Origin of the sequence: Amycolatopsis sp. NPDC052450 (assembly GCF_044547565.1) — a bacterium.
Taxonomy (GTDB): domain Bacteria; phylum Actinomycetota; class Actinomycetes; order Mycobacteriales; family Pseudonocardiaceae; genus Amycolatopsis.
In genome coordinates this window covers 249,595-268,219 of sequence record NZ_JBIUAQ010000007.1, presented here as the reverse complement: position 1 = coordinate 268,219, position 18,625 = coordinate 249,595, and the positions used below count along the sequence as shown (strand labels likewise).

Sequence of the window (18,625 nt, the reverse complement as noted above, 5' to 3'; positions counted from 1 at the left end):
CGCGCATATGAGCCGTTAGCGTGACTTCCGGAGAAATCTGGAGGGAAACGATGAGCGAGCTACCGATCTGCGTCGCCTGCGGCATGCAGTACGCGGAACCCCGGTCCGACTGCCCGATCTGCGACGACGAACGTCAGTACGTCCCGCAGGCCGGACAGCGGTGGACCGATCTGAACACCGTCCGCGCGAGCGGGACGTACCGAGCGCGTGTCGAGGAGCAGGGACCCGGCCTCATCGGAGTCGGGTCCACCCCCAACTTCGCCATCGGCGAGCGCGCGCTGCTGGTCAAGGCCGAATCCGGCAACTTCCTGTGGGACTGCGCGGGCTACCTCGACGACGAGCTGGTCGCCGAGGTCCGCGAACTCGGCGGGCTCACCGGAATCGCGATCAGCCATCCGCACTACTACACCACCATGGTCGAGTGGGCCCACGCCTTCGACGTGCCCGTGTACCTGCACGAAGGCGACCGGCAGTGGATCGGCAGGCCGGATCCGGCGATCAAGCTGTGGAGCGGCGCGACCCTCGACGTCGCCCCCGACCTGCGGCTGATCAACCTCGGCGTGCATTTCGACGGCGGCACCGTACTGCACTGGCCCGCCGGGGAGAACGGCCGCGGCGCGCTGCTCTCGGGCGACATCCTGCAGGTCATCCCGGACCGGCGCTTCGTCGGCATGATGTACAGCTACCCGAACCTGATCCCGGAACGCCCGGAGGTCGTCCGCCGCGCCGCCGAAATGCTCGAACCGTACGAGTTCGAGGCGATCTACGGCGCCTGGTGGGACGCGATCATCCGCACCGACGGACACGAAGCGGTCCAGCGGTCGGCGAAGCGGTACCTCGGCCAGGTCGGCTAGCTCCGCGTCCTGCGAGTCATGTTCGCGGTCTTCGCGCCCAGCGGTCCCTGACGGCACGGGCGATGCTGTGGACGGGCCGGGTGGACCGACCCGGAGGCGAGAGCAAAGGTCCCCCGCTCCCTTTCCGCAGGCCAGCCCCCAGGCGATACTCACAGGACACGGCGTAGGTCGCGTCCGCTAGCTCCGCGCCAGTCGTTCCAGCAGCGGCCGTACGCGCGGCGGAACCGGCGTCGACAACGCGATCGACGTCGACGTCCGCCGCACGTACGGCGCGCCGACCACCTCGTCCACCACCCGCTGCAGGTCGTCGTTGTTGCGCGCCACCATCCGCACGAAGAGGTCGCCCTGGCCGGTCGTCGCGTAGACCTCGCACACCTCGTCGATCGCGGACAGCGCCTCCGCGACCTCGGCCCGGCGGCCCTGCGCGATCTCCAGGACGGCGAACGCGGTGAGGCCGTAGCCCATCGCCGCGAGGTCGAGTTCGGGCGGGAACCCGCCGAGGATCCCGCGTTCGGTCAACCGGTCCAGCCGGGCCTGCACCGTGCCCCGCGCGACGCCGAGACGGCGGGCGCATTCGAGCACCCCGAGGCGGGGCGAATCGGTGAGCAACAGCAGCAGCCGCGCGTCCAGCGCGTCGAGTGCTTCCGACATCGGGCCTACTTCCTACACAGGTTGTCCACTTTGACCGCGCTCCCCCGGCCATCACTGGTCATAGTGCACAGCAAAATCTTTGACCATTGCGCATTTTGTCACGCGCTCGGATCCTTCATGGCATGACGCACACAGTGGAACCCCAGGGTGCTCTTGACGACGTGAGCTACGACCAGCTGCGTCAGCTCGTCGGCCTCGTCGACCACGACTCTTCGACCGACCCCTTCCCGGTGAAGTCGATGGACGCGGTGGTGTTCATCGCGGGCAACGCCACGCAGACCGCGTGGTTCTATCAAATCGCGTTCGGCATGCGGCTCGTCGCGTACTCGGGCCCCGAGACCGGGAACTTCGAGCGCAAGTCGTTCGTGCTGAAGTCCGGCTCGGCGCGCTTCGTGATCACCGGCGGCGTCAAGCCCGACTCCCCGCTGCTCGACCACCACCGCCGCCACGGCGACGGCGTGATCGACCTCGCGCTCGAGGTCGCCGACGTCGACCGGTGCATCGAGCACGCCCGCTCGCAGGGCGCCACCGTCCTCGAGGAGCCGCACGACGTCTCCGACGAGCACGGCACCGTGCGCGTCGCCGCGATCGCGACCTATGGCGAGACCCGCCACACGCTGGTCGACCGGTCGAAGTACACCGGCGTGTACCTGCCCGGTTACGAGCCGCGCGAGAGCAGCGTCGTCCGCCCCGAAGGCGCGCCGAAGCGGCTGTTCCAGGCCGTCGACCACTGCGTCGGCAACGTCGAACTCGGCAAGATGGACTACTGGGTCGACTGGTACCACCGCGTCATGGGCTTCGTGAACATGGCGGAGTTCGTCGGCGACGACATCGCGACCGAGTACTCGGCGCTGATGAGCAAGGTGGTCTCCAACGGCAACCACCGCGTCAAGTTCCCGCTCAACGAGCCGGCGATCGCGAAGAAGAAGTCGCAGATCGACGAGTACCTCGAGTTCTACGGCGGCGCCGGCTGCCAGCACATCGCGCTGGCCACCAACGACATCGTCGCGACGGTGAAGGCGATGCGCGCGGCGGGCGTCGAGTTCCTCGACACCCCGGACTCCTACTACGACGACCCGGAGCTGCGTGCCCGGATCGGCGAGGTCCGGGTGCCGATCGAGAAGCTCAAGGAGCACCGCATCCTGGTCGACCGCGACGAGGACGGCTACCTGCTGCAGATCTTCACCAAGCCGATCGGCGACCGCCCGACGGTGTTCTACGAGCTCATCGAGCGGCACGGTTCGCTCGGTTTCGGCAAGGGCAACTTCAAGGCCCTGTTCGAGGCCATCGAGCGTGAGCAGGAGCGCCGAGGCAATCTTTAACGGCGAGGCGCCATCGGCGCAGCGCCGCGGCAACCTCTGACCCCGGCAGTTCGCAGGGCGTGAAAGGGCTCTTCATCGCACTTCGTGTGGTGAGGGGCCCTTTCGCTGCGTGACGGGGCCGACTTTGTCGGCGCTGGGTGGTACACCGGACGGGAACTAAACTTCGAGCACTCCCGGAACCGAAGGCTCCTTCGGACCGTCAGTGTGAAGACGTCAGCATGCAGCTTTTGGAAGGGTCCCGATGCCGGACAACGTCGACGCCAGCGAACGAATGGTGGACAACTGGACGAAGCAGATCCAGGAGACCGCCGCGCGCTATCAGGCGATGGCCGCCCGCATGCAGGGCCAGACCGTGACGGAGCGGTCGAAGGACAACACCATCGAGGTCACGATCGACTCGAAGGGCCTGCTCACGAACCTCGTCATCGCCGAAGCCGCGAGCGGCAAACGGATGGCGGAGGTCTCGTCGCAGGTCATGCGCCTCGTCCAGCTCGCGCAGTCCCGCATCCCGGAACTGCTGCAGCAGGCGATGGCCGAGACCGTCGGAACCACCGACGTGACCGCGAGCCGGGTGATCGCGGAAGCGCAGAGCACCTTCCCGGAGGCTCCTCCGGAGGACGACATCGCCCCGCCGGAGCCCGAGCGGCACCACCGCTTCGGCCCGGAAGAGGAAGAGCCCCCGCCGCCGCCCGCGCAGGCGAATCCGCCCCAGAACCCACCCCAGAATCCACCACAGCCGAAGCCGATCCCGCGCCGCCGCCGCACGCAGGACGACGATGACGACGAATTCGGCGGCAGCATCCTTTCGTAGACGTTCATCCGGCCTGGTAGAGGGGAGAAACCATGGCAGGCAAGGGTTATGAGCTCGGCGCCGACCTCGACGCGCACTCCAAGCAGATCGACGGCATCGCCGACGGGCTGCGCACGGCGGTCGACGCCGCGCAACAGGTGAGCATGCCGACGGACGCGTACGGGATCATCTGCCAGCCGTTCCGGATGATGCTCGACCCGGTCGAGCAGTTCGGCATCGACGCGCTGAACAAGGCTGTCGAGGCCGCGACGACGGTGGCGAACAACGTGCGGTCCGCTTCCAACGCCTACCGGACGCAGGACGAAAACTTCGCCGCCGAGTTCAAGAACGCGCAGGTGCCTGACTGATGCCCGAGGGAAACCCGCTCGTCGCGAAGGCGCCGACGGATGGCGACGGCCCCGGACCGCTGACGGCCGGGAACAGCGATTACGGCTACGCGGCGGGCATCGGTGTCGCCGAGTCGGCCATGGACGCCTTCAACGGCATCTCGAACGGTGACTGGATCGGCGGTGGGCTCGGCGTCCTGAGCCTCGCGGGCGAGATCGCCAGTGCCGCGATCGACCCGTTCGGCTATCTGATGTCGTCGGTGGCGTCGTTCCTGATGGAACACATGCAGCCGCTGAAGGACATGCTGGACGCCGTGGCGGGCGATCCGCCGGTCATCCAGTCGTACTCGGAGACCTGGGGCAACGTCGCCAAGAAGCTGGAAGACACCCAGGTCGACCTGGCGAACAAGGTCAAGAACGGCACTTCCGGCTGGACCGGCGAGGCCGCCGACCAGTACCGCAAGCAGGCTGCGGAGCAGGCAGAGGCGATCAGCGCGGCGGCGACGGTCGCGGGCGGGATCAGCACCGTCGTGATGATCTTCGGCGAGATCGTCGCGTTCGTCCGTGAGTTCATCCGCCAGCTGATCGCGGACGCCGTCGGCAAGCTCATCGCGTGGGTCATGGAGACGGTGTTCTCCCTCGGTTTCGGCACGCCGATCGTGGTCGCGCAGGCCGTCACCGCGATCGCCAAGTGGGCCGCGAAGATCGCCGACAAGCTCAAGGAACTGTGCGACGCGATGCGGCGGGTCTCGCCGCTGCTGGGCAAACTGGCCGATGTCTTCGAGAAGATCATCAAGATCTTCGGCAAGATCGCGGGCAAGGTCACCGGCCTGGACGTGATCAACACCAGGAACATCAAGCCGGGCGGCTTCGTCCAGCGCGGCGGCAGCGGTGGTGGGTCCGGCGGATCCGGCGGCGGCACGGGCTCCGGTGACGGCCCGGACGGCGACGGTTCCGGTAGCGGCTCCGGCGACGGCTCCAACGGTTCGGGCGATGGTTCGAACAGTTCGGGCGACGGCTCCAACGGTTCGAACGGATCCGACGGCGACTCGGGTTCTTCGAGTGACTCCGGTTCTTCCGGTGACTCGGGTCGCTCGGGTGATTCCGGCGGTGACGGCCCGTCGAACACCACGCGAGCCGGTGACGGCGGCGGTTCACCGTCCACAAGGGATGGTGGCGGCTCCCGCTCGGACGGCGGCTCCCCCAACCGTGCGGGCGATGGCGATGGACCGTCCACTTCGGACGGTAACTCCGGTGGCACGCCGGACGGTGGCTCCCCCAGCGCCGCCCGCTCCGACAGCGGGTCTCCCGGCGATTCCGGCACTCCGAACCGCACGCCCGACAACGGCTCCCCCAGCCCGAACCGTGCGGACACCGGCGGCTCGCCCAGCAACACACCCGACGCCGCCCCTCACACCCGCGCCGACAGTGGCGGCTCACCGAGCAACACACCGGACAGCGGCTCCCCCGCGCCCCACACCCGCGCGGACAGCGGCGGCTCGCCGAGCCACACACCCGACGCCCCGAACACCCGCGCGGACACTGGCGGCTCACCGAGTCACACACCCGACGCTCCCAACACCCGCGCGGACACCGGCGGCTCACCGAGCCACACACCCGACGCTCCCAACACCCGCGCCGACACCGGCGGCTCCCCCAGCCACACCGGCGACGGCGGCGGCTCGCCCCGGACGCACGGCGGCGACGGTGGCGGTTCACCCACGCCCCGTTCCGATCCGTCGCCCGGCCAGCACGGCGGCGGTAACGCCGGTGACGGCGGCAGCCCCACCCGGCCGACCGACAGCGGCACGACGACCAGCGGTACCGCACCCACGGCACCCCGTCTCGGCGACGCAGGCCCGTCACACGTGCCTTCGCAGCGTGGCGGTACCGGTGGCGACGGTTCGCCCGGCGTCCCGCCCCAGGGGCAGCCGATGGCAGGCGGCATGCCGCCCCAAGGCGCGCCTGGTGGCACTCCCGGCGGCACCCCGGGTTCGCCCGGCGGCAGGCCGCAGAGCGGCGGCTGGACGGGCACGCCCGGTTCGCCGCGCACCCCGGACACGCACGCCCCGCGCACTCCCGACACCCACACCGGCCCCAGCCGCGGTCCCGGCCAGACCGGTCCCGGCGGACGGCCGGACCAGCCGCAGCCCGTCGCCCGTGGCAACGACTTCGGCCCCGGCGCCCAGCCGCACACCGGCACGCCCGGAACGCACGGCCCCGGCAACCGGCCCGGCGGCACCGGTCCCGGCAACACCGGACCGGGCGGCCGCGGGCCCGGTGGCCACTCCGGGCCGCCGCATTCGCCGGACGGTCACGGCCCCGACGGGCACGGCCCGCGCCAGGACCCGAACGGCCACCCCGACGGTTCACCGCACGACCGCGGCCCCGACGCCGAGCCGGATCGGCCGCTGACGCCCGACGAGGTCAACCAGCGGCATTCCGAAGGCACCCCCGCGGGTAGCTCCTACCATCGCGGGGATCCGGACATGGGCGACCTGCCGCACCGGGTCCAGCCGGATCCGGACGGCCGCTACACGGTCGACGTCCACGTCACCCCGGACGGGCACGCCCGGATCGGCAACCGCACCTACACCCCGGAAGAGTTCGCGGACATCCTGCGGCGCAACGGGGATTACGACGGCCGCCCGATCCGGCTGATCGGCTGCGACGCCGGCTCGAACGACTTCGCGCGCCGTCTGTCGCGTGAACTCGACACCGAGGTGATGGCGCCGAGCAAGCCGGCATGGACCGACTCGAACGGGCGTGTCTTCTCGTCCGACTACGAGATCGGGCCCGACGGCCGCACCCGGCCCCGGATCCCGCCGAACGGTGAATGGGACGTCCACAGCCCCGACGGCACCGCCCGCCGGGCGAGCGACGACGGCTTCACCCCGGACACCTCGCACGCGGACAAGCAGGACGTGGACGCCGACAGCGCCCGCGATCGCGGTCAGGGCGACGATCTCAACCCCCAGCACCAGATCGAAGGACGCTGGGACGAGCCCGATTTCACGCCGCCCGCCCGTCCCGTCCAGCTACGCGACGATCAGTCGTTCTTCGACCCGACGACGCCTCCGCGCAGGCTCGACGCGGACACGCGGTACGACATCACCGACGCGGACGGCAACGTGCGCAGCCGGGTCTACACCGACGGGAACCGCAACGTGACGCACGTCGACGCCGTCGCGCCGAACAGGCTGCACGGCCCCGGTAACCCGGAGATCATGCGCCCGGCGCCGAATTCCGACTACCGCGTGCAGGTCGGTCATCGGCACGACACCTTCCCGACCGACGCGGACGGCAACGTCCGGACGGTGACGCACACCGACGTGAAGACCACGCAAGGCACCCGGGACGTCACGAGGATCGGTGACATCGCGTCCCCGCCGCAGCCCCACGACCAGGTCAGGATCAGGGCGGACGACCCGCGGGCGCCGGGTGCGAACGACGCGTTCAGCCGCCGGACCGATCTGGACGCGAACACCCGCTACCACGTCACGGACGCGGACGGGAACCCACGCGGCAGTTTCCAGACCGACGAGCACCGCAGGGTCAAGTGGGTCGACACCCACGAGGGAGCGAACAACCCGGAGCTGCGGGATCCGCTGCCCAACAGCAACTACCGGGTCGACCGCGGCCCGCTCCACCAGGAATACCACGTCGGACCCGACGGGCGGCCGGAACACGGCCAGGGCTACCACCCGCCGCAGCCGACAGGGACCCCGGTCGATCACCCGAACGCGGTCAAGCAGGACGAGGCATTCAACCGCCGGCACACCGACGAAAACGGGAACCCCAGGCTCGACGCGAACGACAGGCCGACGCTGGCGCCGAACAGTGTGCACCGCCCGACCGACGAGTTCGGCCACCCGCGGGGTGAGTTCCACACCGACGGGACCGGGCACATCAGCCACGTCGACACCACCAGCGGCCAGCGAGCCAGGACCAACCCGGAGGTCGGGGCCGCACCGGACGGCGCGCAGATCACCCAGGACGGTCACTACGGAACCAGGAACGCCAGGAACGTCCAGGATTCGTGGCCCGCGCCCGACCGCGAAGTCACCTACTCGCACCAGGTTCCGCCCAAGAGCGAGAACGCGGTCGCCCATCAGAACAAGGACCCGCGCGGGTTCACCGACGGTGATCCGAGCTCGATGTCCGACGCCCAGCAAAAGGCGATCAGCGACAAGCTCGCGCACAAGGATCCGATCGCGGGCCGGGACAATCTGCCGCCCAACACCCGGATCCACGTGGTGGACAAGGACGGCCTGCCGTACGGGTCGTTCCAGACCGGGCCGGACGGCAAGATCACCCACATGCACACCGGACAGCCGTTCAACGCGGATATGAACAACCCGCCGCCGAACGCGGTGGTCCGGGTCGACCATGGCCTGGAAATGCACGACGCCGACGGCAACCCGCTGGGCAGGCAGTCACCCGGCGAGATCCACCGGACGGACGCGCGAGGCAACACCGTGGTGACGTCGGCTCCCCCGGACCCGGGTGGTGCCAGCAACATCCGGCGTGACGGCTCGGCGCAGAGCCAGGTCGGCGGTTTGGGCGGCAAGGACGCCTCCGGGAAGAACATCGACGACGGCGGCCACCACCGCGGCACGTCCGTCGGCGGCTCCGGCGAAGCGCTCAACCAGGGCTCGCAAGGCCGTGTGGACAACAGCAACGCGGGCGCCAAGGAGCTCAAGGAGACCTACGACGCGGACGACAGCTGGTACCGGATGGAGCGGGATCGGGACGACAGCGGCCTCGCGGGTAGGTTGGAGAACGAGGACACGTTCGAACTTCGGGATGCCGGTATCGACGACGCGCACACCCGTCAATACCGGGCTTACGGCCCGGACACCGAAGGCCGGATCTCGGTAATCGTCAGGAGTTTCCCCAATGACCACAACAACCCACTCTGGCCCGATGACTTCCGGGGGTGAGAGTCACGAGGACCTGATCCAGCAGCTCGGCATCGCGCTGCTGAACCTCGTTCCGGAAGAAGGCTGGCGGCGCATCGACCTGGTCAGCTCGATGACCGTGCCCGTACAGGATCTCGGCCTGACCGTGATCATGGACGACGGCTCCCGTCCGGAGATCGCGCCGCCCACCGAGCTCAACGTGATCCTCGCGAAGCTGCGCACGCTGCTGTACGAGCCCGGCCGCGGAACCTGGTTCTCGGCACGGATTTCGCTGAACCCGCCGGGGCAGATCTTCTTCAACTACAACAACGACTACGAACCGGTCCTCACGCCGCCGATGGAACCGGGACACTACGCCGAAGACCTGAAGAAGTTCCCCCGGGATCCTGAGCACATCCCGGGCTGGCTCGGCGCGAAGCTCGCGGCGGCGGAAGAGAAGGAGCAGAACTGATGCCGATGCCCGTTGTGCCCACGAGCGCGGCACAGGCGAACGAGCTGTTCAAGGACTTCACCACTTGGATGGTGCACTCCGTCCCCGCGGATTGGGAGCAGCTGTTCATCATCTTCCGTTCCGTCGGTGACTACTACGAAATCTCCGCGCAGGTCCTGACCGTGATGGGCACCGCCACCCCGTGGACACCGCCGGAGGGCGTCGCGGACTTCTTCGTGGAACTGCGCGACAGCATGGCGAAGCCGGGCGAAGGCGCGTGGACTTCGATCCGCTATCACCTCGTGCACCCTGGCGGGTACTCGGCCGAGTACAACTGGGACAACGAACCCGTTTGGGATCACGTCCCGCCCGCCGAGTTCTTCGCGCAGGAGCTGGAGCGCTACCCGCGGACCGGTGAACGCGCGGAATGGCTTCAGCGACGTGCCGCCGGCCAGGCGGACTGACCATCGGTGAGCGAGGGCAGATGAGCCGACCACAACAACCGTTGAACCAGCAGCAGCAACAGCAGCTCGTCTGGCAGATCGGCCATGCCCTCGCCACGCCGCTGCCGCCCGGCTGGCAGCAGATGCGCGTCGAGTACCGGGCGGCGGGCAGGCATGTCGAGGCCGACCTGCTCGTCACCGGTCAGGACGGGCTCCCGCGCCCGGTGCCGCCGAACCCGGAGGCCGTGCGGCTGATCGGGAACCTGCGGTCGGGGATGTACCAGCCCGGCCGAGGGACCTGGCTGAGCGCGATCCTGGTCTACGGTTCGGCGACCGTGCTCAGTACGGACTTCCTCGCGGATGTGGAGCCGCCGTGGCGGCAGGCGCCGCCGTCGATCGGCTTCCAGGACGAGCTGCGCTTCTTCCCGCGAGCCGAACAGAACATCCCGCCGTGGCTGCGGCAGCGAGCGGGGCTCGACGCCGCGCCGCGGGCCGAGCCGCCGGTGGCCACTCCGCCCGCGGAAGCGCCGGAAGACTTGAAGTCGCCGCGGGTCTATGACGGACTCGACGAGTCCGGGCGTCCGGTGGTGAACCGCGAGCCGCTGCCCCCCGCCGAACGGGATCGCGTACTGGAGTACCTCGACGGCGCCCCGGTCGTGCTCGCGTCGCGGACTTACGAAGCCGATGCCTTCGATCCCGACAGGGAACCGTTGGTGCCCTTGAACTTCCGCACGGACGGCCGCTGGTACTGGCCGGGCGCGGTCGCCTACTACCTGCGCGAGCACGACGTGGCGCCCGACCCCGAACTGCTCGGCCACATCCGGGCGTCGCGGTTCACCCTGCCCGAGGTCGGCGAGCCCGAACGCGAACTCGCGGTCGCCGCCATCACCGGTCAACCGTCCACTTAGGACGACGTGGTTCGCGGGCCCCGGACGGCCGGATGATGCCACCTGACGGATACGTCACGTGACAAGTTCCCCGTCCGGGTACTCTTGACGATGGCGGCGAAGGCGACCAGGGAGTGCGCATGGCACGGGGGAACATCGGCAGGGTCCGGGCGACCCGTTCCGCCGGGATGCTGCCGGTCGTGCTGGCCCTCACTTCGGCCGCACTGCTGACCGGCGCCGCCGTCTACACGGTCGACCGCGCCGGTTGCGTGGATCCGGGCCAGTACATCCGGCACGACAACCACATCGAACTCGTCGGCGGCTGCGTCGACGGCTCCGAGCTGCCTGCCGCGCCTCAGGGCACTTCGCACGAGGCGGACGCGAAGAGCGGCGTCGCACCCAGCAACTTCCGCCCGTAACCGGGCGCTTCCTCCCACCACACCGCGCTGACCAGCGCGAACGAAGCAAGGGACCTTTGCTGTCACTTATTGAGAGATAAGGCAAACGTGGCGTGAAGGGGCGAGACGGTGGGCTGGTGACGCGGCACCGCACGCGCGTGCTCAGACCCGGATCTGGCGTTTTCAGACTCCGCACTCGCGTGTGCGGCATCCAGGCACGCGAGTCACGCCTTACCGAAGTACATGAAGGCCTCCTTCCTTGCGCTAGACGCAAGGAAGGAGGCCTTCATGTACTTCGCGACCAGCCGCCGAGGCCACAACCGCCCCACTGTCACCAGGGACCACATCCGACGGTAGCGAAGGCCTCCTTCACTACCGTCAGAGTAGGAAAGGAGGCCCTCACTACCAGGAGAACGCGTACGCAGAAGCGGACACCGGCCCCGCGCCACGTTTGACCTTCGGCTCAATGGTTAGCGTGGGTACGCTAACGATAGCAAGGGTCCCTTGCTATCGCCTGGGCTCGGCGGCGGTCAGCCCAGGGCCTTGGCCAGATCGGCGACCAGGTCGCTGCCGTCCTCGATGCCGACGGAGAGGCGCACCAGGTTGTCCGGCACCTCGAGGGTGGATCCGGCGGTGCTCGCGTGCGTCATCTTGCCCGGGTGCTCGATGAGCGATTCGATCCCGCCCAGCGACTCGGCGAGGATGAACAGCTTCGTCTTCGCCGCGACGTCGAGCGCGGCCTGCTCGCCGTCGATGTGGGTGAACGAGATCATCCCGCCGAAGCGCCGCATCTGCTTCGAAGCGACCTCGTGGCCGGGGTGCTCCGGAAGGCCCGGGTAGTAGACACGCTCGACCTTCGGGTGCTTCAGCAGCATCCGGGCGATCAGTTCGGCGTTGTCGCTGTGCCGCTCCATCCGCAGCGCGAGGGTCTTGATCCCGCGCAGGGTCAGCCACGCGTCGAACGGACCGGGCACCGCGCCCGCCGCGTTGCGCAGATAGAACAGCTGCTCGCGCAGTTCGTCCTCGTTCGTCAGGATCGCGCCGCCGACGACGTCGGAGTGTCCGCCGAGGTACTTGGTCGTCGAGTGCAGGACGACGTCGGCACCCAGCGAAAGCGGGTTCTGCAGGTACGGGGTGGCGAAGGTGTTGTCGACGACCAAGCGGGCGCCGGCGCCGTGCGCGGCCTCGGCCAGCGCGGCGATGTCGGCGATCCCCAGCATCGGGTTCGTCGGCGACTCGCACCAGATCAGCTTCGTCTCCGGCCGGATCGCGGCGCGGACCTCGGCGATGTTGCCGAGATCGGCGACCGTGTGCTCGACGCCCCACAGGCTGAGCACCTTGTCGATCAGCCGGAACGTGCCGCCGTACGCGTCGTTGCCGAGCACGAGGTGGTCACCGGGCCGCAGGGTCGCCCGCAGCAGGACGTCACTGGCCGCCATTCCCGACGCGTAGGCCAGACCGTGCCGGGCGCCTTCGAGCGCCGCGAGCGCGACCTCCAGCGCGGTGCGCGTGGGGTTCGCGGTACGGGAGTACTCGTAGTCGCCTTCGCGCGTGCCGCCGACGCCGTCCTGCGCGTAAGTCGAGGTCTGATAGATCGGCACGATGACCGCGCCGGTCCGGGGATCAGGGGTCTGCCCGGCGTGGATCGCGCGCGTCTCGAAGCCCAGCAGAGAGTAATCGTCGGCCATACGGTCCAGGGTACGACCACCCGCTCGAGATCCCATGGTCTGGGACCGAATTCACCACTGCCCGGGTGGTGGTCCACCCTGCCGCGGTCCACCGGGAGCGGGCGGATAGCCGGGCTGCGGGGGCGGATAACCGAAGTTCGGCGGCGGCCCGGCGAGGGCGGGCTGCTTCTTGGCCGCCAGCCAGCGCGCCGTCGGCGGGACCAGCGCCAGCACGAGGGTCGCGATCGCCGGGATCAGCACCACGATGAGCAGCCAGCCGGCGCCGAAGCGCAGCGTCACTCCGCTGTACGTGAAGAAGAAATGTGAGCCGACCGCCCGCATCACGAAGATCGACACCACGAAAAGGATCGTGGCCCCGGCCCCGATCACGGTGAGCACTCGCCCGGCGCTCTTGCGCAGGAGCAGCAGGAGCCCGCCGCTCAGGAGCAAGGCCGCGGAAAGGAAGTCGAGCACCGCGCCGCCGATGAGGACCGAACCCGCGAAATCGAGGAGTTCGATGACGTGGAACGCGAGTCCGGCGAGGAACCAGAGCCCGCCGAGGATCGCGAGGATCCCGGCGATCATCCCGGTGGCACCGCTCGGCTGCCGTGCCATGCCCGGCGGCGGGTAGGCGCCCTGCGGCGGGTACTGCTGATAAGTCATTTCTCCCCCTGTCGGAATCCTCGCCTCATCCTGCCAGCCGGACGCCTCACCAGCCGCCTTGCTGGGGAAACTGATTCTGTTGCCGAGAGGGCTGGGCCGGGGCAGGCCGCCGGCGCAGGTACTTCCACGTCGGCGGAAGGATCGCCAGCAGCAGCGCCAGGAGGCCGAACACGATCATGGCCAAGCGGAGAACAGCGTCGAAGGACGCGAACCGGAACAGGATGTCGAGGTGGATCCGGTACGGCACGCGGAACGCGATCGGCTCCAGCACGACGGCCACGATGGCGAGCAATGAGCCGAGGATCAGCAGGACGGCGCCGATCACCGAACGGAAGAACGTCGTCAGCGCGCCGATCAGCAGGAACAACCCGGCGAGCAGGTAGAGCACCAGTTCGACGAGCGCGAAGCCGGGCAGGTTCGAGAGGCTGAAGCCCGACGGGAGTCCGATGAAGTAGCGGATCGGGATGAAGCCGGACGCGAGAGCACCGAGGAGCCCGAGCACCGCGGCGATGATCGCCGTCGCGCCGGAGGGCCGGGCCTGCCGCGCGGGATAGCCGAAACCTGCCGGTCCGGGCTGCTGTGCGGGATATCCGTACGGACCGGTCACGTCGCTCCCGTCGGCAAGGGGTGAGTCAACGGCGCTCACCCTAGCCCCGCGGACCTGGCCGCGGCAGGCGAATCCGGAAACGCGGGACGCCCCCGGCCGACGGGCCGGGGGCGTCCTGAGCGAAACCGTTCAGCGGTGGCGGATCACCACTGCTGCGGCGGCTGACCGGGCTGCTGGCCCGGCTGACCGAACCCGCCGCTGGGCGGGCCCTGCTGACCGGGCTGCTGCCCGAAACCACCGGGCTGCTGCGGCTGGCCGAAGCCGCCCTGCGGCGACTGACCAGGCTGGCCGAAACCACCGCTGGACGGCCCCTGCTGACCGGGCTGCCCGAAACCACCAGGCTGCCCCTGCTGCGGGAAGCCACCCGAAGGCGGACCGGCCTGGCCGGGCTGACCGTACTGACCGGGCTGCGGCTGACCGAATTGACCCGGCTGCTGCTGGCCGTACTGACCAGGCTGGCCGGGCTGACCCGGCTGGCCGAAGCCACCCTGCGGCGGGCCGCCGAAACCACCGGGCTGGCCACTCTGCGGGGCACCGAGCACCGAACCGCCGCCACCGAGACCGACGAACTGCGCGGTCGCCGGGATCAGGCCCAGCACACCCACGATCAGGATCAGGATGCCGAAGATCAGGTGCGGCAGGCCGATCCCGATGCTGACCCCGCTCGGGACACCGTCGCCCGACGCGGTCGTGGCGCCGAGGAGCAGGATGCCGAAGAGGAGCAGCAGCGCGCCGCCCGCGGTGACCGCGATCGGCACGATCTTCTTGAGCGAGGCCGGGAGCTTGCCTGCCAGCGCGAGGCCGGCACCGGCCGCCGTCGCGATGATCGAAGCGACCAGCAGCAGGATCACGTAGAGCCAGACGGTGCCGGGCGAAGCCAGGCCGAACTGGTCCAGGGCCTTGTTGATGGCCTCTTCGCTCATCCTGGAGGCCTGGGCGTCGACACCCTTGGAGAAGTCGCTCGCGTCACCGAAGTAGACGAAGCTGAAGACGAGACCGAGGAGACCGAGAAGGCCGACGAGGCCACCGGCGATGAACCCGAACAGCGGGTTACCGCCGGCACCACCACCGGCGACGGGGCTGTAGCCCTGCGGCGGTCCGCCGAAACCGGGCTGCTGGCCGAAGCCGCCCTGCGGCGGTCCGCCGAAGCCCTGCTGCGGCTGGCCGTAACCGGGCTGCTGCTGGCCCTGCGACGGGTCGAACCCGCCCTGCTGGGGCCCGCCGAAGCCCTGCTGCTGACCGAAACCGCCACCCTGGGCGCCGTAGGCACCGGCGGCCGGGTTGTCGGCCGCGCTCGGCGGCGGGGCGTACGGGATGGCGGGCGGCTGCGAGCCGGGCGGCACGAGCTGGGTGGACTCGGCGGTCGGGGATTCCCCACCGCCGCTCACCGGCTGCACGACCTGGGTCGCGTTCGCGTCGCCGGAACCGGGCTGGACCGGCTGCACGACCTGTGTGGGCTCCGGCGTGTCGCCGAACCCGCCGCCCTGGGGCTGCTCATAGGAGGGCTGCTGCCCGTACTGCTGTTGCCCGTAGTCGGGCTGGGGCGGCTGGCCGGGCTGGACCACCTGAGTCGGTTCCGGGGAACCGAACGGGTTGTCTTGCTGCGGCTGGGGGCCACTCGGGGGTCCCTGCGGTGGCTGGGCGCCACCCCAAGGCTGATTCGGTGGCTGCGGAGCACTCATTTGGGTCTTGAACCCCCTTGACGAGGACATAAAAGTTCAACTCACCCGACACGCTATCGGATAGCCGGGTGGGCCGCTCGTAACGCCCCGGCCCGGCCATCCGATGAAATGCCTCTTTACCGTCCCGCGAGAAACGCGAGCAGGTCGTGCCGGGTGACGACCCCCGCCGGCTTGCCGTCGACCAGCACCAGCGCGCCGTCCGCGCCCGAGAGCGCGTTCATCGCCACGCTGACCTGTTCACCGGCGCCGATGGTCGGCAGCGGCGGCGACATGTGCTGCTCGAGCCGGTCGGCCAGTTGGGCCTTGCCGGTGAAGAGCGCTTCGAGCAGGTCGCGTTCGTTGACCGCGCCGACGACCTCGGCCGCCATGACCGGGGGCTCCGCGCTGACCACGGGCATCTGGCTGACGCCGAACTCGGACAGGATCGCCACCGCTTCGGCGACGGTCTCGTTCGGGTGGCTGTGCACGAGGCTGGGCAGCGAGCCGCTCTTCTTCATCAGGACGTCGCCGACGGTGGCGCCGCTGGAGTCCGGCGGGAGGAAACCGTAGGAGGACATCCAGTCGTCGTTGAACACCTTGGTGAGGTAGCCGCGGCCGCCGTCGGGCAAGAGCACGACGACGACGTCGTCCGGGCCGAGGCCCTCGGCGAGCTTGAGCGCGGCGGCGACGGCCATCCCGCACGAGCCGCCGACGAGCAGTCCCTCTTCGAGCGCGAGGCGGCGGGTGACGTCGAAGGAGTTCGCGTCCGAGACCGCGATGATCCGGTCGGCGATGTCCCGGTCGTAGGTGTCCGGCCAGAAGTCCTCACCGACGCCCTCGACGAGGTACGGCCGCCCGGTCCCGCCGGAGTACACCGAGCCTTCGGGGTCCGCGCCGATGACCTGGACGCGGCCGTCGCTGACCTCCTTGAGGTACTTGCCGGTGCCCGAGATCGTGCCGCCCGTGCCGACGCCCGCGACGAAGTGCGTGATCTTGCCTTCGGTCTGGCGCCAGAGCTCCGGGCCGGTCGAGTGGTAGTGGCTGGCGGGGTTCTCCGGGTTGGCGTACTGGTTCGGCTTCCAGGCGCCCTCGATCTCGCGGACGAGGCGATCGGAAACGTTGTAGTAGGAGTCCGGGTGCTCCGGCGCCACCGCTGTCGGGCAGACGACGACGCGGGCGCCGTAGGCCTTGAGCACGTTGCGCTTGTCCTCGCTGACCTTGTCCGGGCAGACGAACACGCACTTGTACCCCTTGCGCTGCGCCACCATGGCCAGCCCGACGCCGGTGTTGCCGGAGGTCGGCTCGACGATGGTGCCACCGGGCTTCAGCGCGCCCGAACGCTCCGCGGCTTCGATCATCCGCAGCGCGATGCGGTCCTTGACGCTGCCGCCGGGGTTGACGTACTCGACCTTGGCCAGGATGAGCGGTTGCAGCCCCTCGGCCAGTGCGTTCAGCTTGACCAGAGGGGTGTTGCCCACGAGGTCCACGATGTGCTCGACGTAATCCACTCCGACAGCCTAAACGCCGCAGGTCGTGCTGTGTCCACTCAACCGGGCGGGGTGAAGACCGCAGAGTAAAAGAGTGGCGTGGGTCGCGTTCGTCTTTGACCCGCACCTCCCTCCGGTGGAGGATGCGAGGTGAGCAACCGCTTAGCGCGTCTGGATCGAGAACAAGGGAGTGTCGTTCCATGCCCGAAGCCGTCATCGTCTCCACCGCCCGATCCCCGATCGGCCGCGCCGGCAAGGGATCGCTGGTGAGCATCCGCCCGGACGACCTCACCGCGCAGATGGTCCGCGCCGCGCTCGACAAGGTCCCCGAACTCGACCCGGCGCAGATCGAAGACCTCATGCTGGGCTGTGGTCTCCCCGGCGGCGAGCAGGGCTTCAACATGGGCCGCGCGGTCGCCGTCGAACTCGGCTACGACCACCTTCCCGGCTGCACGATCACCCGGTACTGCTCCTCCAGCCTCCAGACCACCCGCATGGCGCTGCACGCGATCAAGGCGGGCGAGGGCGATGTGTTCATCTCCGCCGGCGTCGAGACCGTGTCCCGCTTCGCCAACGGCAGCTCGGACTCCTGGCCGAACACGCACAACCCGCTCTTCGCCGACGCCGAAGCCCGCACCGCGCAGGTCGCGGCCGAAGGCGCCGACAGCTGGACCGACCCGCGCGAGAACGGCGCCCTGCCCGACGTCTACATCGCGATGGGTCAGACCGCGGAAAACCTCGCGCGGCTGAAGAACGTCTCGCGTGAAGAGATGGACGAGTTCGGCGTCCGCTCGCAGAACCTCGCCGAGAAGGCCATCGCGGACGGCTTCTGGGCCAACGACATCACCCCGGTCACCCTGCCCGACGGCACCGTGGTTTCGAAGGACGACGGCCCTCGCGCCGGCGTCACCCTCGAAGGCGTCTCCGGCCTCAAGCCGGTCTTCCGCCCCGACGGCCGGATCACCGCGGGCAACTGCTGCGCGCTCAACGACGGCGCCGCCGCCGTGATCATCATGTCCGACACCAAGGCCAAGGAGCTCGGCCTGACGCCGCTCGCGCGCGTCGTCTCCACCGGTGTTTCCGGGCTGTCGCCGGAGATCATGGGCTACGGCCCCGTCGAGGCGTCGAAGCGGGCACTCGCCCGCGCCGGGATGTCCATCGACGACATCGACCTCGTCGAGATCAACGAGGCGTTCGCCGCGCAGGTCATCCCGTCCTACAAGGACCTCGGCATCGACCTCGACAAGCTGAACGTCAACGGCGGCGCGATCGCCGTGGGCCACCCGTTCGGCATGACCGGCGCACGGATCACCTCGACGCTGATCAACTCGCTGCGCCACCACGACAAGCAGTTCGGCCTCGAGACGATGTGCGTCGGCGGCGGCCAGGGCATGGCGATGGTCCTGGAGCGCCTCTCCTGACCTTCTGACCTGCGAAAAGGGAGCAAGGGACCTTTGCTACCGGTTGTCTCGACGTCGAGAGAAGCGATAGCAAAG

16 protein-coding genes are annotated in these 18,625 nt (G+C 69.3%); 10 read left to right on the top strand and 6 right to left on the bottom strand.

The window, feature by feature from the left end; translation table 11 throughout:
- Nucleotides 1-50 precede the first annotated feature (50 nt).
- Nucleotides 51-854, top strand: a complete 804-nt coding sequence (locus ACIHAO_RS15320) for an MBL fold metallo-hydrolase (protein WP_396558157.1) — start codon at nt 51-53, stop codon at nt 852-854.
- Nucleotides 855-1,031: 177 nt separating this feature from the next.
- On the opposite strand, the gene ACIHAO_RS15315 is transcribed toward ACIHAO_RS15320, so the two are convergent.
- Nucleotides 1,032-1,505 carry an Lrp/AsnC family transcriptional regulator gene (locus ACIHAO_RS15315; protein WP_034305441.1) on the bottom strand — a complete coding sequence of 158 codons (474 nt, stop codon included), beginning with the start codon at nt 1,503-1,505 and terminating at the stop codon, nt 1,032-1,034.
- Between the two features lie 122 nt (nt 1,506-1,627).
- On the opposite strand from ACIHAO_RS15315, the gene hppD reads away from it, so the two are divergent.
- The 8 genes from hppD to ACIHAO_RS15275 all read left to right on the top strand — a co-directional run bounded on the left by hppD (nt 1,628) and on the right by ACIHAO_RS15275 (nt 11,065).
- A complete protein-coding gene (hppD, locus tag ACIHAO_RS15310; RefSeq protein ID WP_396558155.1) occupies nt 1,628-2,827 on the top strand; it encodes a 4-hydroxyphenylpyruvate dioxygenase in 1,200 nt (399 codons plus the stop codon).
- A gap of 241 nt (nt 2,828-3,068) precedes the next feature.
- A complete protein-coding gene (locus tag ACIHAO_RS15305; protein WP_396558153.1) occupies nt 3,069-3,638 on the top strand; it encodes a YbaB/EbfC family nucleoid-associated protein in 570 nt (189 codons plus the stop codon).
- A gap of 32 nt (nt 3,639-3,670) precedes the next feature.
- A complete protein-coding gene (locus tag ACIHAO_RS15300) occupies nt 3,671-3,985 on the top strand; it encodes a type VII secretion target (RefSeq protein WP_125791870.1) in 315 nt (104 codons plus the stop codon).
- Complete coding sequence (locus tag ACIHAO_RS15295) at nt 3,985-8,907, top strand: hypothetical protein (RefSeq protein ID WP_396558151.1); 4,923 nt, start codon at nt 3,985-3,987, stop codon at nt 8,905-8,907. The genes ACIHAO_RS15300 and ACIHAO_RS15295 overlap by 1 nt, the downstream gene beginning before the upstream one ends.
- A complete protein-coding gene (locus tag ACIHAO_RS15290; protein WP_396558149.1) occupies nt 8,891-9,337 on the top strand; it encodes a hypothetical protein in 447 nt (148 codons plus the stop codon). The genes ACIHAO_RS15295 and ACIHAO_RS15290 overlap by 17 nt, the downstream gene beginning before the upstream one ends.
- A complete protein-coding gene (locus tag ACIHAO_RS15285; protein ID WP_396558147.1) occupies nt 9,337-9,780 on the top strand; it encodes a hypothetical protein in 444 nt (147 codons plus the stop codon). The genes ACIHAO_RS15290 and ACIHAO_RS15285 overlap by 1 nt, the downstream gene beginning before the upstream one ends.
- A gap of 20 nt (nt 9,781-9,800) precedes the next feature.
- Nucleotides 9,801-10,667: a ferredoxin gene (locus ACIHAO_RS15280; RefSeq protein ID WP_396558145.1), complete on the top strand. Its 867-nt coding sequence runs from the start codon at nt 9,801-9,803 to the stop codon at nt 10,665-10,667.
- Nucleotides 10,668-10,786: 119 nt separating this feature from the next.
- Entirely contained in the window at nt 10,787-11,065 is a 279-nt protein-coding gene (locus tag ACIHAO_RS15275) for a hypothetical protein (protein ID WP_396558143.1), read from the top strand.
- 509 nt (nt 11,066-11,574) lie between these two features.
- Here ACIHAO_RS15275 and ACIHAO_RS15270 read toward each other — a convergent pair.
- The 5 genes from ACIHAO_RS15270 to ACIHAO_RS15250 form a co-directional block, all read right to left on the bottom strand.
- Complete coding sequence (locus tag ACIHAO_RS15270) at nt 11,575-12,732, bottom strand: cystathionine gamma-synthase (protein ID WP_396558141.1); 1,158 nt, start codon at nt 12,730-12,732, stop codon at nt 11,575-11,577.
- Nucleotides 12,733-12,783: 51 nt separating this feature from the next.
- The gene (locus ACIHAO_RS15265) at nt 12,784-13,374 is read right to left on the bottom strand and encodes a hypothetical protein (protein ID WP_396558139.1); all 591 of its coding nucleotides are present in this window, start codon (nt 13,372-13,374) and stop codon (nt 12,784-12,786) included.
- 46 nt (nt 13,375-13,420) lie between these two features.
- Nucleotides 13,421-13,981: a hypothetical protein gene (locus ACIHAO_RS15260; protein WP_396558137.1), complete on the bottom strand. Its 561-nt coding sequence runs from the start codon at nt 13,979-13,981 to the stop codon at nt 13,421-13,423.
- A gap of 143 nt (nt 13,982-14,124) precedes the next feature.
- Entirely contained in the window at nt 14,125-15,546 is a 1,422-nt protein-coding gene (locus tag ACIHAO_RS15255) for a hypothetical protein (RefSeq protein ID WP_396558135.1), read from the bottom strand.
- A gap of 233 nt (nt 15,547-15,779) precedes the next feature.
- Nucleotides 15,780-17,150 (bottom strand): cystathionine beta-synthase, encoded by a 1,371-nt coding sequence (locus ACIHAO_RS15250; RefSeq protein WP_396558133.1) that lies wholly within the window; start codon nt 17,148-17,150, stop codon nt 15,780-15,782.
- A gap of 179 nt (nt 17,151-17,329) precedes the next feature.
- On the opposite strand from ACIHAO_RS15250, the gene ACIHAO_RS15245 reads away from it, so the two are divergent.
- Entirely contained in the window at nt 17,330-18,550 is a 1,221-nt protein-coding gene (locus tag ACIHAO_RS15245; RefSeq protein ID WP_396558131.1) for an acetyl-CoA C-acetyltransferase, read from the top strand.
- The last annotated feature ends 75 nt before the right edge of the window (nt 18,551-18,625 follow it).

Bases quoted from the DNA above. Each gene is read 5' to 3' on its own strand.
- ACIHAO_RS15320 (WP_396558157.1), top strand. From the start codon at position 51: ATGAGCGAGCTACCGATCTGCGTCGCCTGCGGCATGCAGTACGCGGAA.
- ACIHAO_RS15300 (WP_125791870.1), top strand. From the start codon at position 3,671: ATGGCAGGCAAGGGTTATGAGCTCGGCGCCGACCTCGACGCGCACTCC.
- ACIHAO_RS15265 (WP_396558139.1), bottom strand. From the start codon at position 13,374: ATGACTTATCAGCAGTACCCGCCGCAGGGCGCCTACCCGCCGCCGGGC.
- ACIHAO_RS15315 (WP_034305441.1), bottom strand. From the start codon at position 1,505: ATGTCGGAAGCACTCGACGCGCTGGACGCGCGGCTGCTGCTGTTGCTC.
- hppD (WP_396558155.1), top strand. From the start codon at position 1,628: ATGACGCACACAGTGGAACCCCAGGGTGCTCTTGACGACGTGAGCTAC.
- ACIHAO_RS15280 (WP_396558145.1), top strand. From the start codon at position 9,801: ATGAGCCGACCACAACAACCGTTGAACCAGCAGCAGCAACAGCAGCTC.
- ACIHAO_RS15290 (WP_396558149.1), top strand. From the start codon at position 8,891: ATGACTTCCGGGGGTGAGAGTCACGAGGACCTGATCCAGCAGCTCGGC.
- ACIHAO_RS15275 (WP_396558143.1), top strand. From the start codon at position 10,787: ATGGCACGGGGGAACATCGGCAGGGTCCGGGCGACCCGTTCCGCCGGG.
- ACIHAO_RS15285 (WP_396558147.1), top strand. From the start codon at position 9,337: ATGCCGATGCCCGTTGTGCCCACGAGCGCGGCACAGGCGAACGAGCTG.
- ACIHAO_RS15295 (WP_396558151.1), top strand. From the start codon at position 3,985: ATGCCCGAGGGAAACCCGCTCGTCGCGAAGGCGCCGACGGATGGCGAC.
- ACIHAO_RS15305 (WP_396558153.1), top strand. From the start codon at position 3,069: ATGCCGGACAACGTCGACGCCAGCGAACGAATGGTGGACAACTGGACG.
- ACIHAO_RS15245 (WP_396558131.1), top strand. From the start codon at position 17,330: ATGCCCGAAGCCGTCATCGTCTCCACCGCCCGATCCCCGATCGGCCGC.
- ACIHAO_RS15270 (WP_396558141.1), bottom strand. From the start codon at position 12,732: ATGGCCGACGATTACTCTCTGCTGGGCTTCGAGACGCGCGCGATCCAC.